Source organism: Parageobacillus toebii NBRC 107807 (genome assembly GCF_003688615.2).
In the GTDB taxonomy this organism is placed as follows: domain Bacteria; phylum Bacillota; class Bacilli; order Bacillales; family Anoxybacillaceae; genus Parageobacillus_B; species Parageobacillus_B toebii.
Genome location: NZ_CP049703.1, coordinates 467,406 through 479,955 on the forward strand (window position 1 = coordinate 467,406; position 12,550 = coordinate 479,955).

Here is a 12,550-nt window from a genome sequence, read left to right on the forward strand (position 1 = left end):
TTCAACTTTGGAAAGGAGCACGATGTATGCAACAACAAATGAACATGCAACAACAAACGGTCATGCCGCAGCCGCCGCAAATGGTTTCAACGAAAGATGCGCTTTATTTTACAGACATGCTGTCTTGGAATTTGCTTGCCATGAAAAAAGCGCACTTTTTTGCATCGCAATGCCAAGACAAAGAAGTGGCACAAGCGCTTGAAAAAGCTGGTCAAATGCATCAACGCCACTATCAAAAAATTTTAAGCCACCTACAAAATCCAAGCCAGCCTAAAATGACAATGCAATAACAATCGGGAGGAATGATCATGAACCAAAACCAAATTCAAAATCCAGAAACGCAAATACCAAAAACACCGCAAATGAATGATCGCGACTTTCTTAACGATATGTTAACAACAGAAAAATATATGACTTCCTCATATAACGTCTTTTTGCATGAAGCAAGCCATCAACAATTATATCAAGATATGATGAATATTTTTACGGAGACACAAAACTGCCAACGTGAGTTATATAACTTAATGTTCAAAAAGGGCTGGTACAAGCTTGAAGCAGCTGGCCAGCAAAAATTGCAACAATCGTATCAGCAATTCCAAGGATACACAAATCAATTCCCATATCAAAATACAGTTCAGTAATACTAAACCTTCAGGCAGCGAAAAAGCCATGATTGCACACATCATGGCTTTTTCGCATTCGCTCGCTTCTTCATTCCATTATTTGATTTCCTCAACCAACTGCTTCATTTGCTCCTTCGCCTCCAGATAAAGTTCACTCCAATGTTTGGCGAGACTAGGTGCTGATATGTTTCCCGTTACAAAGCGCCCCGCGTATTGCGAGGACGCTCTTTCTCAATACCAGAATCCACTATACGGATAATAAGGAGGGTATGGATAATACGGTCTTGGACGATAGAAAAGCGGCAATGCTAGGGTACTGCCGAGCAATCCGCCTAGAAAGCCGCCTAAAAACGGACCTCCGAAAAATACTCGTGGATATACCATCGCTATTCCTCCTTCCCAAAAAATAAAACTGGACACCAACATGTTATGTCAATGAAAGGCAAAAGGAGCTGGGAAGCTGCCCACTCTTTCACAAGCTTTTCTTAAAATATGGATTTGAAAAAGTTCAAAGCCTGCCATGTAACCGGCAGGCTCAAACAATGTTTATTACCAATAAGGGAATCCGTATCCGTAACCGCCATAACCGCCATAACCGCCATAGAACGGGCCTGTTAGCGCGCTGCCCAACAGCCCCCCTAAAAAACCGCCAAAGAACGGACCGCCAAAACCAAAGCCCCATCCCCATGGACGCCAGCCAAATCCCCACCATGGACGGCCAAAACCAAAGCCCCATACTCTCGTATCTTGTAAGTTTATATCATTCATTCTCCTCTCTCCTTTGCTGATCGTTTTGTTTCTTCCCTTTCAATATATGTAGGACAAACGCCGAGGTCATGGGCAATTGACCGTTTTTGCAAAAAAATAGGCTGCCTAGACGCTCTAGGCAGCAATGAAAACCATTATCGAACGACTTTGGCCATTTCCGCGATCGAATCAAAAAGGATACGGACTGCTGTTTCCATCTGGTCCTCTGTCATTGCTAACACTGGAATAAACGTGATCACCGGACCGAGCGGGCGAATGATCAATCCGCGTTTTCGAGCTTCTAGAATAATACGATGTTCGACTATTTCGGAGCGCGGGAAAATTTGTTTCGTGTTTCGATCTTGAACAATTTCAATTCCTACCATTAATCCTTTTTGACGAATATCCCCAACAATTGGAATTTCATAAAGCTTCTCTAGCTTTTTTGCCAGCCTTTCTGCTTTTTTTCTTACGTTTTCTACAAGATTTCGTTTTTCGATGAGTTCAATATTTTTTAAAGCGACAGCACAAGACAACTGATTACCTGTATATGTATGACCGTGATAAAATGTCTTGTCTTCGTCGACTTCTCCTAAAAACGCTTCATACACTCGATCCGTTGTTAATGTGGCAGCTAGCGGTAAATAACCACCTGTAATCCCTTTCCCTAAACAAAGGATATCTGGCGTTACTTGTTCCTGTTCACAAGCAAACAGCGTGCCCGTTCTTCCAAACCCGACGGCGACCTCATCGCAAATAAGCAGCACCCCATATTTTCGACAAAGTGTTTCAATGCCTTTTAAAAATCCTTTTGGATGTGTAATGATGCCCGCAGCTCCTTGAACGAGCGGCTCCACGATCACGCCGGCGATTTGTTCATGTTCACGCTCTAACACATCTTCAAGCTGTTGCAAACAATATCTGACAATCTCCACTTCATCGCCATATCCGTCCATGCGATACACATACGGAGAAGGAACTTCGATTCGTTCAAACAACAGCGGCTTAAAAATGCGATGGAATAAATCCATTCCGCCGACACTCACAGCGCCGACCGTATCACCATGATACGCTTCCTTTAAAGAAACAAATTTATTTTTTGCCGCATATTTAACTGGATCAATGTTTTTCCAATATTGGTACGCCATTTTTAGCGCAATTTCCACAGCGGCAGCTCCCGTGTCGGAGTAAAACACTTTCGAAAGTCCCGGCCAAAGTTCAATCAACTTTTTCGCCAATAAAATCGAAGGTACATTTGCCGACCCAAGCAATGTCGAGTGCGCGATCGTTTCTATCTGCATGTGCAAAGCTTCATTTAATTCCGGATCATTATGGCCGTGGACGTTTACCCATAATGATGCATATCCGTCCAAATATTTATTCCCATTGACATCAAATAAGTAGCTTCCTTGCCCACGCTCAATAATCAGCGGATGTTCTTGCACGTATGTTTTCATTTGCGTAAACGGGTGCCACACATACTCTTTATCCCATTGTTCTAATTGTTCATAACTATATCGCAACAGAAAGCACCTCCTGTAACAATTGCTTTTGCTCGTTATTCTCTAGCCAACGTTCCGCCAACGCCATCATCGTATGCTTCGTCACCTTTGCAAGAGATGGCAGTGTGGCAATGACCGGCAAATCTAACATTTTCTTTATTGTTTCAATATTATTAACATGAATGATGCTTTCGGCATTAAATTGATTAAAAATCAACCCAAGAATACGAATGCCTTGCTGCTGTGCGTAAGATACGGTTGTCACCGTATGATGAATGGCGCCAAGCCCTGCTAAGGAAACGATGATAATTGGAATGTTGTATTCTCTAATCAAATCGTTGGTCATATAAAACCCTTGTTCCTTCTCTATTAGCGGAACAGCTAAACCTCCCGCCCCCTCGACAAGAACGATGTCGTATTGACGTTTCCATTGTTCGATTTTTTCCACTATCAACGCCGGGTCAATAGTGGTATTCGTTAATGTTGCTGCTAAATGCGGCGAAACGGCGGGTTCCATATAATATAGCCCTTCTGATTGCGCCAGCCCAACAACCTTCTCGTACCAATATTGATCCGCAAATGAAACTCCATCTTCCGCCAAGCCGGTTTGAATAGGCTTAAATATTTTTGTATTTAACCCCATCTTTTGGAAAACAAAAGCAAGAAAAGAGGTTGCCACCGTCTTGCTAATCTCGGTTCCTGTTCCAGTGATAAATATTGCTTTTCCCATTAGGAAACCACCCCTTGCTTGTGAATGACGATGTGAAGACGCGGCAGTATACGTGCAACAAGTACGGAACAAACCGCACATAACAGTAGATCTCCCGGCACCGGAAGCACAAAGCCAAACCATAACGTTTGTCCAATGGTAAGCGGCTTTTCCACGATCCATTTCATCGCCATATATAACCAGGCGCATCCAAAGCAATAAACAACTAGAAGAGTAGATAAATTCGCTAGAAAAATAGCAGCCGTTTTACGAAATTGAAAGGTTTTCATCATCCATCCATTAACATAGGCCCCCACAACAAAGCCGATCAAATAACCAAACGTCGGCTTCAACACATAGCTAGGTCCTCCGCCTTCCGCGAAAACTGGCGCTCCCGCAAGACCGATCAGCACATAAACAAGCTGGCTCAACATCCCAAGCTTCGGCCCTAATAAACATCCCGCTAAATAAACGGAAGCGATTTGCAACGTAAACGGCACATAGGGAATCGGAATTTTGATAACCCCGCCAATGGCCGTAAGCGCGGCAAACAGCGCCGTCAGCAACAATGATTTTGTTTTCATTCCTCTCCCTCCAATCCCATATTTTTTCTCTTATTTTGCCTGACAATCTATTAAATGTCAACTTAATTTTATTTATAGGTTAACATATAGATAAAAAGAAAAACTGTATTCCGGCGATCCAAGCTCACTGGACGAAGAACATAATTTTCCACCAGCCAAATGATATTTCCGATGCGCACAAGGATAGGGCAAACAAAAATAAAACGGCTAACCATTCTTTCCAAGGTTAGCCGCTGAATGCCATTATTCGATGCCTTTTTCCACTTCATTGATCATTTCCGCAACAGAAATGAGGCCGCCGCCGGCAAGATACCAATAGTTCGGATTTAAATAAATGATGCGATTGTTTTTATAAGCGTTTGTCTTTTTCACCAGCTCGTTTTCAATCGTTTGTTTTGCCGACGGTTTTCCTGCCACTACTGCATCGCGATCCACCACAAATAAATAATCCGGGTTTTTCTCAGCAATATATTCAAATGAAATGCTTTGGCCATGTGTAGATACTTCAATATTCGCATCGACCGGTTTAATGCCAAGCACGTCATGAATAATCCCAAAGCGGGACCCTGGGCCGTATGCGCTTACTTTTCCGCCAGTCGTGAGCACAATAAGCGCTTTGCCGCTCGTTTTTTCTGCCTTCGATTTGACCGCTTCGATTTGTTTATTAATGCTTTCTAATTCCTTTTCGACTTCTTTTTCTTTTCCAAAGATTTTACCTAACGTTTTCATATTATTCGCGAAAGAGTCTATATAGTTTTTCGTATCAATTCCCATATAAACCGTTGGGGCAATTTCGGCGAATTTTTCATAGGAATTGGCTTGGCGTCCAGAAATAACGATTAAATCTGGAGCGATTTCATTTATTTTTTCAAAATCTGGTTCCATCAACCCTCCAACGTTTTCATACTTACTATCTTTATATTTTTCAAGATAAGATGGAAGGTTGGCTTTCGGAACGCCGGTCACTTCAACACCAAGCTTATCCAATGAATCAAGAACGCCGAAGTCAAAGACAACGACTTTCTCTGGTTTTTTCTTTACTTTTGTTTCCCCTAATTCATGCTTGATCGTTATTTTTTCACTATCGTTTTTCGGGTTCGAGCTGCTTGCGTTTTTTGCATTGTCTTCGTTCCCGCACGCTGCCAGCAATATGGCAGTGAAAAGCGCCACGAAAATCGGCAACCAACGTTTTTTTAGCATCACAGATCCCCCTTGTTTTTATATCATAATAATATTTATTTTCAACAGCTTTCCCGCACCTTTCCGCGAGGGGCGCCCAGTCTCGCGAAATATATGCGAAAAAAGCTATATGAAAAACAGAGTTATGCAAAATAAACACATATTTTCTTATCATGGATCGTTTCAATATGAACGTCCATATCATAAATGCCTTGCAATACGCCATTGCTCATAATTTCTGATGCTGTTCCCTCGCGAACCACTTTCCCGTTTTTAAGGGCAACAATATAATCAGAATAACAGGACGCAAAATTAATGTCGTGCATGACAACGACGATCGTTTTTCCAAGTTCATCCACCAATTTTCGCAATACTTTCATCATTTGCACACAATGTTTCATATCTAAATTGTTTAACGGCTCATCGAGAAAAATGTAGTCTGTATCTTGCGCGAGCACCATGGCAATATACGCGCGCTGTCTTTGTCCGCCGCTCAATTCGTTCAAATAACAATCTTGCAAGTCCTCCAGCTCCATATACCGAATCGCTTCTTTGACATACTCCCAGTCTTCGCGCGTCAGTCTGCCGCGTGAATACGGGAACCGTCCAAAAGAAACGAGTTCTTTCACCGTCAGCCGGATTGCAATATGGTTTGATTGTTTTAAAATGGAGATCTTTTTCGCCAATTCATCGCTTTTATATTGGCTAATTTCTTTTCCTTCAATTCTGACTTCGCCGCGGTCTTTATCGATAAGACGGCTCATAATCGATAACAGCGTGCTTTTTCCCGCACCGTTCGGCCCAATGAGCGATGTTAATTTCCCAGTCGGGATCGTAATCGACACGTTGTCAACGACGTTTTTTCCACCGTATTGCTTATAAACCCCTCTTACTTCTACCATGCTTTCCTCTCCCTCAATAAAAGATATAAAAAGTAAATTCCGCCAATTAAATTCACTATCACCGTTATCGGCGTGGAAAATGTGAACACTCTTTCCACTAACAGCTGCCCGCCAACTAACGCAACAACGGCAAACAGCATCGCGCCAACAAGCAAGTAACTATGCCGGTATGTTTGCAAAAACGTATACGCTACGTTCGCCACAATGAATCCTAAAAACGTAATCGGACCGACTAACGCAGTAGAGACGGAAACAAGCACGGCAACGACAATGAGCAGCCGCTTGACGGTTTTTTCATATGGAACGCCTAAATTAACCGCATGCTCTTTTCCTAGCGAAAGCACATCTAAATAACGTATGTAAGAAACGATATAGCCAATCATCAGCGCAATGACAATGCCTGCCACCAATAAAAGCTCTGTTTTCATATTGTTAAAGCTCGCAAACATGCGATCTTGAATCACAAAAAATTCGTTCGGATCGATTAAAAATTGCATAAAGGATGTCACGCTTTGAAAAAATGTCCCCATAATCATTCCAACAAGGAGGAGAAAATAAATCGTCTGCTCTTCTTGTTTAAATAAAATGGAATAAAGCAATACCGCAAATCCCACCATGAACCCGACGGAAACGAGAAACTGCACGTTCGCGTTCATCATTGTCAGCGTCGTCGACCCAAAAATAAATACAACAAACGTCTGAATCAACATATAAACCGAATCAAACCCGATAATGCTCGGCGTTAATATCCGGTTGTTCGTGATCGTTTGAAAAATGACGGTAGAAGCGGCAATCGCACATCCTGTCAACACCATAGCGGCAATTTTTTCACTTCTTGACCGAAAAACATAGTCCCAGTTGCCTTTGACATCCGTAAACAAAAACACCATAATCAGCGACAAAGCGGCAATGCTTAACACGATCAGCTTCCTTTTGTTAGACATATTGCTTTCTTCTCCTTACTAACAAATACAAAAATACGCCGCTGCCAATGACTCCTACCGTCAAACCGATCGGGATTTCATACGGATAAATAACGACGCGCCCGAAAATATCGCAAGCCAACACGAAAATTGCTCCTGACAATGCCGTCAGAGGCAGGACTTTCTCTAAATGATCTCCATAATATAATGTGACAAGGTTTGGAATAATCAATCCTAAAAACGGCAGTGTCCCGACCGTCAGCACCACAACAGAAGAAGTAGCAGCCACGATGATTAATCCGACATTGACGATGGACCGATAATGAAGGCCTAAATTTGTCGCGATTTCTTCTCCCATTCCTGCTATCGTAAAACGGTTCGCATACATATAAGCGACAATCATAAGCGGAACACTTAAGTAAAGCAGTTCATACCGCCCTTTTATAATCATGGAAAAATCGCCATGCAGCCATGACGAAATGGATTGGATTAAATTGTACTTATACGCGAAAAATGTTGTCATGGAACTGATGATATTGCCAAACATTAAACCGACAAGCGGAATAAAAATGGCGTCTTTATATTTCACTTTTTCAAGTATTCTCATAAAAATCATCGTACCGGCAAAAGCGAATAAAAATGCGACCGTAACTTTCAGCAGCGGACCTGCGGAAGCGAACAAAATCAATGACACTAAAATTCCTAACCTTGCACAATCCATCGTCCCCGCCGTCGTTGGCGAGACAAACTTATTTTGGCTTAACTGCTGCATAATTAGCCCGCAAATACTCATGCTGGCACCCGCAATAATAATGCTGATCAACCGCGGAATCCGGCTGATTATTAATACTTCTACGTCATCCGCTTTCAACATCAGCAAATCGGCAAGCGAAATATGCTGGACACCGATAAATAAAGATGCAACTGCTAATATGACGAATAATATAAACAGCTTTTTCATCGTTTTTTCCTCTAATGCACCCTAAATGATTTTAATAATTATTATCAATTAAAATTGTATTGAGACAATTTCCTATTGTCAACATTTTTATGAAAAAGATTCTCATTATCATAAAAAAGGGACTGGCCAACTAAGAAGCACAGTCCCTCCAAATACCTATATACTTATTTATGTTGAATAATTTTCGTTCCGCAGCGGCAAAGGATAGAATGTTTCAACCGGCGAATCGGTTGATGGCATTGTTCGCAAATCACTTGTTTTCGCATGTTTTCGCTCTCCTTTAACTGTTTACGAATGATTATTGTTATCATTTATTATACATATTATTTTTAAATAATCAATATCAAATTATAATTATTTTAAATAAAAGAGATGCGATTCATATTAATTGGATGGAAACAATGAACATGTTATAATAAATATTGGAATATTCTAACGAAAAGGGGATGAACCGATGTACGATATCGCCATTATCGGGGCTGGACCTGCCGGGGCAAGCGCTGCCATTTTTACCGCAAAAGCAGGAAAGAAAACAGTATTAATTGACAATGACAAAAGCATGACAAAGCGTGCCTGGATCGAAAACCATTATGGCGTTGTGGAAACTACAGGGCCGGATTTAGTCGAAACCGGGAAAAAACAAGCAGCAAAATTCGGAGCAGAACTTGTCGTTGGCCAAGCCACCAACATCGAAAAAACAGAAAACGGCTTCCGCATTCAAACAGACAACGGTACGTTTGAGGCAAAACACGTTATTTTGGCAACAGGAATAGCAGTCGATCTTGCCGAAAAAATCGGCGTGAAAACAAAGCCAGGAACCGAGCCGCGCATTAAAACAATTATTGATGTAGATGAGAACGGACGCACAAATATCGATGGAATTTGGGCGGCCGGAACAGCAGCTGGCGTCAGCGTACATACCATTATCACCGCTGGCGATGGAGCGAAAGTGGCCATTAACGTCATTAGCGAATTAAACGGTGAACGGTATGTGGATCATGATGTATTAAAAACAAAATAAAAGCTGCCCACAAATGTGGGCAGTTCTTCGTTTATTATCCCTTCTCGATGCTTTTCGATACTTTCCCTAATAACAATAACGGATCTCTCGCTTCGTCTTTCCTCAAATCGTCCGTCACTTCGCTCAATACAGCGTAAATTCTCCAATATAGGAGCTATGTACATTAGGATGTCCATTTACCCATTGGAAATTTACATAGTTGTCCGGCAAACGGACGGAAAAGATCTTCTTGCTCTCTTGTCAAAATGTTGAAGGCAAATTAACTTGGTCGGTAACAAACACTAAATCGAGCAATTGTGTAAAAAAGAACCCGTATCATTGTATAGGGAATGATACAAGCTCTAATGATCAAGAATTGATTTTTTAGTCGTTGGAAATAATGACTTTTAATGCTTTTTCTTTTGCTGCGTTGCCAAATACCTCATAAGCTTTCATAATGTCAGAAAAAGCAAAGCGATGTGTAATTAATTGTTCCGGTTTCAATTTTTTCGACTCCACCGTTTTTAATAACATCGGTGTAGAAGTCGTATTGACAAGGCCGGTTGTTAGCGTAATGTTACGGATCCATAATTTTTCAATATGAAACTCCACATTTTTTCTGTCTAGGCTTTGATCTCCTTTGATGATGAACCTAATAAATTCTCATCAAAGCCAAAATCTTAAATACATCAAATTGTCTCGGGCTGATCAATTAAAATTAGGATGCTTTGCATTACTTAATAGAAAAACAACTGTAAATCATACTAATTCTCTTTTATCAGGAGTCATATGCATAAATCAGACGTTTTTTAATTAAATGAAGATGCAAAACTCATAACGGATGCATAAATGCACATAAAAATCCGCCACCTTGAAAATCATTCAGCAGCCAAACCAACTACCAAGGGATGGACACTATCATGATTTTCAGTTGGAGCGATAATATTGATAACAGCTTATGCATTTTCGTACATATGGCAACTTAATTATCTGAATAGTTGTTATATTATTTTAAATATGATTTTATTATAAATATATTTTTATAATTATTATAAATAAGTATTGACTTTAATTTGATAAATGTTATCATTTGTTATGAAGACGAAAATGAAAATGGGGGGAAATAAACGATGTCAGATAAAAAAAAGCTCACAACTAGTTGGGGAGCACCTGTTGGCGATAACCAAAACTCGATAACGGCCGGTAATCCCGGACCGACATTAATCCAAGACGTACATCTTCTTGAAAAACTGGCACATTTCAATAGAGAACGCGTTCCAGAACGTGTCGTACATGCGAAAGGCGCAGGTGCGCATGGTTATTTCGAAGTAACGAACGATATGTCGAAGTATACAAAAGCAAAAGTGTTTAATGGTGTTGGAAAACGCACACCTGTGTTCGTCCGCTTCTCTACTGTCGCCGGTGAATTGGGATCTGCGGATACCGTCCGCGACCCGCGCGGTTTTGCGGTGAAGTTTTACACAGAAGAGGGAAACTACGATATTGTAGGCAACAACACACCAATTTTCTTTATTCGTGATGCGATTAAATTCCCGGATTTTATCCATACACAAAAACGTGATCCGCGCACCCATTTGAAAAATCCAACAGCAATGTGGGATTTCTGGTCTTTATCTCCGGAATCTTTGCACCAAGTCACTTATTTGTTCGGGGATCGCGGCATTCCGCTCACTTACCGTCATATGAACGGATACGGAAGCCATACATTCAAATGGGTGAACGAAGACGGCGAAGCGGTATGGGTAAAATACCACTTTAAAACAAACCAAGGCGTGAAAAACATGGACCCGGAACTAGCGGTTAAAATCGCCGGAGAAAATCCGGATTACCATACGGAAGATTTATATAACGCCATCGAAAAAGGCGACTATCCATCTTGGACATTATATGTGCAAATTATGCCGCTAGAAGACGCAAAAACATACCGTTTCAATCCATTTGACGTCACAAAAGTTTGGTCACATAAAGATTATCCGTTAATTGAAGTCGGCCGTATGGTATTAAACCGCAATCCGGAAAACTACTTTGCCGAAGTCGAACAAGCGACATTCTCTCCTGGAAACCTTGTTCCTGGCGTTGAGCCGTCACCGGACAAAATGTTGCAAGCCCGTTTGTTCGCTTATGCGGATGCGCACCGTTACCGCGTCGGCGTGAACCATAACTTGCTGCCGATCAACCGCCCGCGCGTGGAAGTAAACAATTATCAACGTGACGGCTTCATGCGTTTTGATAATAACGGAGGCGGTTCGGTCAACTACGAACCAAACAGCTTCGGCGGACCGACAGAAGTGCCAGAACATAAGACGACCCCATTCCCGGTATCCGGCGTGGCAGAAAGCGTGCCATATGACGACGATGATCATTATACGCAAGCAGGCGACTTATACCGTCTCATGAGCGAAGAAGAAAAAGCGCGTCTCGTGAAAAACATTGTCGAATCATTGAAACAAGTGACAAAAGAAGAAATTAAACTTCGCCAAATCCGCCACTTCTACAAAGCAGACCCTGACTACGGCCGCCGCGTTGCCGAAGGGCTTGGCTTAAGCGTCCCAGACGATGTCATTACGAACGCATAATCATTGATGGAAAAAGGATAAATGTCGCAGATAGACTTGCATCCGTGTCTGGCACACTAAAAAAAGCCTCAAGGAAATCCTTGAGGCTCAAAGTATTTTTTCGAACATTTTAATTCATTTCAACACCTTAACTTTGATTTAAGTTATGCAAAATAGTACGTATGAACCAAGTGAGTCGATCACTGTTTATTTTCCTCATAGCATGTTTTCTAACAAACTCTTGAATATCATCCCAATTATCAAGTTGAAAAATTTGTTCTAACTCTTGCTGAAGTTTTTGTCGATATTTACTCTCTTCAGTTGAATTAAATTCTTTGACGAGTGTTTCTAATTCCTCATAGTTGGCACTTGGGTTAAAATAACATTCAAGAAAATATCTGAAAGTATCGTATTTCAAATCTTCATTCAAGGATATCACCTTCTATTGTATTTAATACATTTTGTTTCATAATATACCTCCGTTATTTACTGGGTAGCCATGCATGTTTCCTTACCAGCGATGGAAATTCCCACGAAAGCGAGGTCCGTGCACGCTGACAGGCGTCTTCGGCATCGGGAACATGCTCGTCTACGGCTTTCAGCTCTTCCGGATTGACTCGAATCGTAGTCATTGCTGCTTCTCTATCTTTCGCTAAGTTCAGGTGATTTCCCTTCTCATTTCATAAAAAGGAGCATCTGTGCAGTGTAAAAGTGTAAATATGAAGATTGATGCACAGTTTCATAGAATGGACAGAAATAATTTGAAAAAGAAGACCCGAAAAAATATGCTAATAATTTACACCTCTCATAAAAACGTTTTATTTTACACAGCGATTAGTTTTAA

The 12,550-nt window shown here is 41.2% G+C and carries 15 protein-coding genes and 2 pseudogenes; 4 read left to right on the forward strand and 13 right to left on the reverse strand.

Features of this window, described 5'->3' with window-relative positions; translation table 11 throughout:
* The first annotated feature begins 26 nt into the window (after nucleotides 1–26).
* Together DER53_RS02480 and DER53_RS02485 are read left to right on the forward strand one after the other, a co-directional pair.
* The gene (locus tag DER53_RS02480; protein ID WP_015865007.1) at nucleotides 27–290 is read left to right on the forward strand and encodes a hypothetical protein; all 264 of its coding nucleotides are present in this window, start codon (nucleotides 27–29) and stop codon (nucleotides 288–290) included.
* Nucleotides 291–308: 18 nt separating this feature from the next.
* Entirely contained in the window at nucleotides 309–641 is a 333-nt protein-coding gene (locus DER53_RS02485) for a spore coat protein (RefSeq protein ID WP_062755789.1), read from the forward strand.
* A 78-nt stretch (nucleotides 642–719) separates the two neighbouring features.
* Here DER53_RS02485 and DER53_RS17535 read toward each other — a convergent pair whose 3' ends face one another.
* From DER53_RS17535 to DER53_RS02535, 10 genes are all read right to left on the reverse strand, one after another.
* A complete protein-coding gene (locus DER53_RS17535) occupies nucleotides 720–809 on the reverse strand; it encodes a DUF2573 family protein (protein WP_121910069.1) in 90 nt (29 codons plus the stop codon).
* Nucleotides 810–854: 45 nt separating this feature from the next.
* Nucleotides 855–1,007: a hypothetical protein gene (locus DER53_RS02495; RefSeq protein WP_167317816.1), complete on the reverse strand. Its 153-nt coding sequence runs from the start codon at nucleotides 1,005–1,007 to the stop codon at nucleotides 855–857.
* A gap of 165 nt (nucleotides 1,008–1,172) precedes the next feature.
* The gene (locus DER53_RS02500; RefSeq protein WP_015865010.1) at nucleotides 1,173–1,391 is read right to left on the reverse strand and encodes a hypothetical protein; all 219 of its coding nucleotides are present in this window, start codon (nucleotides 1,389–1,391) and stop codon (nucleotides 1,173–1,175) included.
* A gap of 134 nt (nucleotides 1,392–1,525) precedes the next feature.
* Nucleotides 1,526–2,893, reverse strand: coding sequence for an adenosylmethionine--8-amino-7-oxononanoate transaminase (gene bioA / locus DER53_RS02505; protein WP_062755787.1), 1,368 nt, complete (start codon nucleotides 2,891–2,893; stop codon nucleotides 1,526–1,528).
* Entirely contained in the window at nucleotides 2,883–3,602 is a 720-nt protein-coding gene (bioD, locus tag DER53_RS02510) for a dethiobiotin synthase (protein WP_062755785.1), read from the reverse strand. The genes bioA and bioD overlap by 11 nt, the downstream gene beginning before the upstream one ends.
* On the reverse strand, nucleotides 3,602–4,165 hold the full coding sequence (locus DER53_RS02515) for a biotin transporter BioY (protein WP_062755783.1): 564 nt from the start codon (nucleotides 4,163–4,165) through the stop codon (nucleotides 3,602–3,604). Before DER53_RS02515 ends, bioD begins: the two co-directional genes overlap by 1 nt.
* Before the next feature lie 243 nt (nucleotides 4,166–4,408).
* Nucleotides 4,409–5,365 (reverse strand): siderophore ABC transporter substrate-binding protein, encoded by a 957-nt coding sequence (locus DER53_RS02520; RefSeq protein ID WP_062755781.1) that lies wholly within the window; start codon nucleotides 5,363–5,365, stop codon nucleotides 4,409–4,411.
* A 122-nt stretch (nucleotides 5,366–5,487) separates the two neighbouring features.
* On the reverse strand, nucleotides 5,488–6,246 hold the full coding sequence (locus DER53_RS02525; protein ID WP_013400053.1) for an iron ABC transporter ATP-binding protein: 759 nt from the start codon (nucleotides 6,244–6,246) through the stop codon (nucleotides 5,488–5,490).
* The gene (locus tag DER53_RS02530; RefSeq protein WP_062678356.1) at nucleotides 6,240–7,190 is read right to left on the reverse strand and encodes an iron chelate uptake ABC transporter family permease subunit; all 951 of its coding nucleotides are present in this window, start codon (nucleotides 7,188–7,190) and stop codon (nucleotides 6,240–6,242) included. The genes DER53_RS02525 and DER53_RS02530 overlap by 7 nt, the downstream gene beginning before the upstream one ends.
* Nucleotides 7,183–8,130, reverse strand: a complete 948-nt coding sequence (locus DER53_RS02535; RefSeq protein ID WP_003248209.1) for an ABC transporter permease — start codon at nucleotides 8,128–8,130, stop codon at nucleotides 7,183–7,185. Before DER53_RS02535 ends, DER53_RS02530 begins: the two co-directional genes overlap by 8 nt.
* A gap of 454 nt (nucleotides 8,131–8,584) precedes the next feature.
* On the opposite strand from DER53_RS02535, the gene DER53_RS02540 reads away from it, so the two are divergent.
* Nucleotides 8,585–9,151 (forward strand): FAD-dependent oxidoreductase, encoded by a 567-nt coding sequence (locus DER53_RS02540; RefSeq protein WP_062755779.1) that lies wholly within the window; start codon nucleotides 8,585–8,587, stop codon nucleotides 9,149–9,151.
* 363 nt (nucleotides 9,152–9,514) lie between these two features.
* Here DER53_RS02540 and DER53_RS02545 read toward each other — a convergent pair.
* Nucleotides 9,515–9,748, reverse strand: a pseudogene (locus DER53_RS02545) (alcohol dehydrogenase); the annotation flags it as partial.
* 512 nt (nucleotides 9,749–10,260) lie between these two features.
* Between DER53_RS02545 and katA the strand changes: the two are divergent.
* Entirely contained in the window at nucleotides 10,261–11,727 is a 1,467-nt protein-coding gene (gene katA, locus DER53_RS02550; RefSeq protein ID WP_062755775.1) for a catalase KatA, read from the forward strand.
* A 127-nt stretch (nucleotides 11,728–11,854) separates the two neighbouring features.
* Here katA and DER53_RS02555 read toward each other — a convergent pair whose 3' ends face one another.
* Together DER53_RS02555 and DER53_RS17705 are read right to left on the reverse strand one after the other, a co-directional pair.
* Nucleotides 11,855–12,136, reverse strand: a complete 282-nt coding sequence (locus DER53_RS02555; RefSeq protein ID WP_062755773.1) for a hypothetical protein — start codon at nucleotides 12,134–12,136, stop codon at nucleotides 11,855–11,857.
* An 82-nt stretch (nucleotides 12,137–12,218) separates the two neighbouring features.
* Nucleotides 12,219–12,338: pseudogene (locus tag DER53_RS17705) on the reverse strand (pre-toxin TG domain-containing protein); the annotation flags it as partial.
* Between the last annotated feature and the right edge of the window lie 212 nt (nucleotides 12,339–12,550).

Coding starts and splice junctions, on each gene's coding strand:
- DER53_RS02500 (WP_015865010.1), bottom strand. CDS start 1,391: ATGAATGATATAAACTTACAAGATACGAGAGTATGGGGCTTTGGTTTT.
- DER53_RS02520 (WP_062755781.1), bottom strand. CDS start 5,365: ATGCTAAAAAAACGTTGGTTGCCGATTTTCGTGGCGCTTTTCACTGCC.
- DER53_RS02535 (WP_003248209.1), bottom strand. CDS start 8,130: ATGAAAAAGCTGTTTATATTATTCGTCATATTAGCAGTTGCATCTTTA.
- DER53_RS02525 (WP_013400053.1), bottom strand. CDS start 6,246: ATGGTAGAAGTAAGAGGGGTTTATAAGCAATACGGTGGAAAAAACGTC.
- DER53_RS02540 (WP_062755779.1), top strand. CDS start 8,585: ATGTACGATATCGCCATTATCGGGGCTGGACCTGCCGGGGCAAGCGCT.
- DER53_RS02485 (WP_062755789.1), top strand. CDS start 309: ATGAACCAAAACCAAATTCAAAATCCAGAAACGCAAATACCAAAAACA.
- bioD (WP_062755785.1), bottom strand. CDS start 3,602: ATGGGAAAAGCAATATTTATCACTGGAACAGGAACCGAGATTAGCAAG.
- DER53_RS02480 (WP_015865007.1), top strand. CDS start 27: ATGCAACAACAAATGAACATGCAACAACAAACGGTCATGCCGCAGCCG.
- DER53_RS02515 (WP_062755783.1), bottom strand. CDS start 4,165: ATGAAAACAAAATCATTGTTGCTGACGGCGCTGTTTGCCGCGCTTACG.
- katA (WP_062755775.1), top strand. CDS start 10,261: ATGTCAGATAAAAAAAAGCTCACAACTAGTTGGGGAGCACCTGTTGGC.
- DER53_RS02530 (WP_062678356.1), bottom strand. CDS start 7,190: ATGTCTAACAAAAGGAAGCTGATCGTGTTAAGCATTGCCGCTTTGTCG.
- DER53_RS02495 (WP_167317816.1), bottom strand. CDS start 1,007: ATGGTATATCCACGAGTATTTTTCGGAGGTCCGTTTTTAGGCGGCTTT.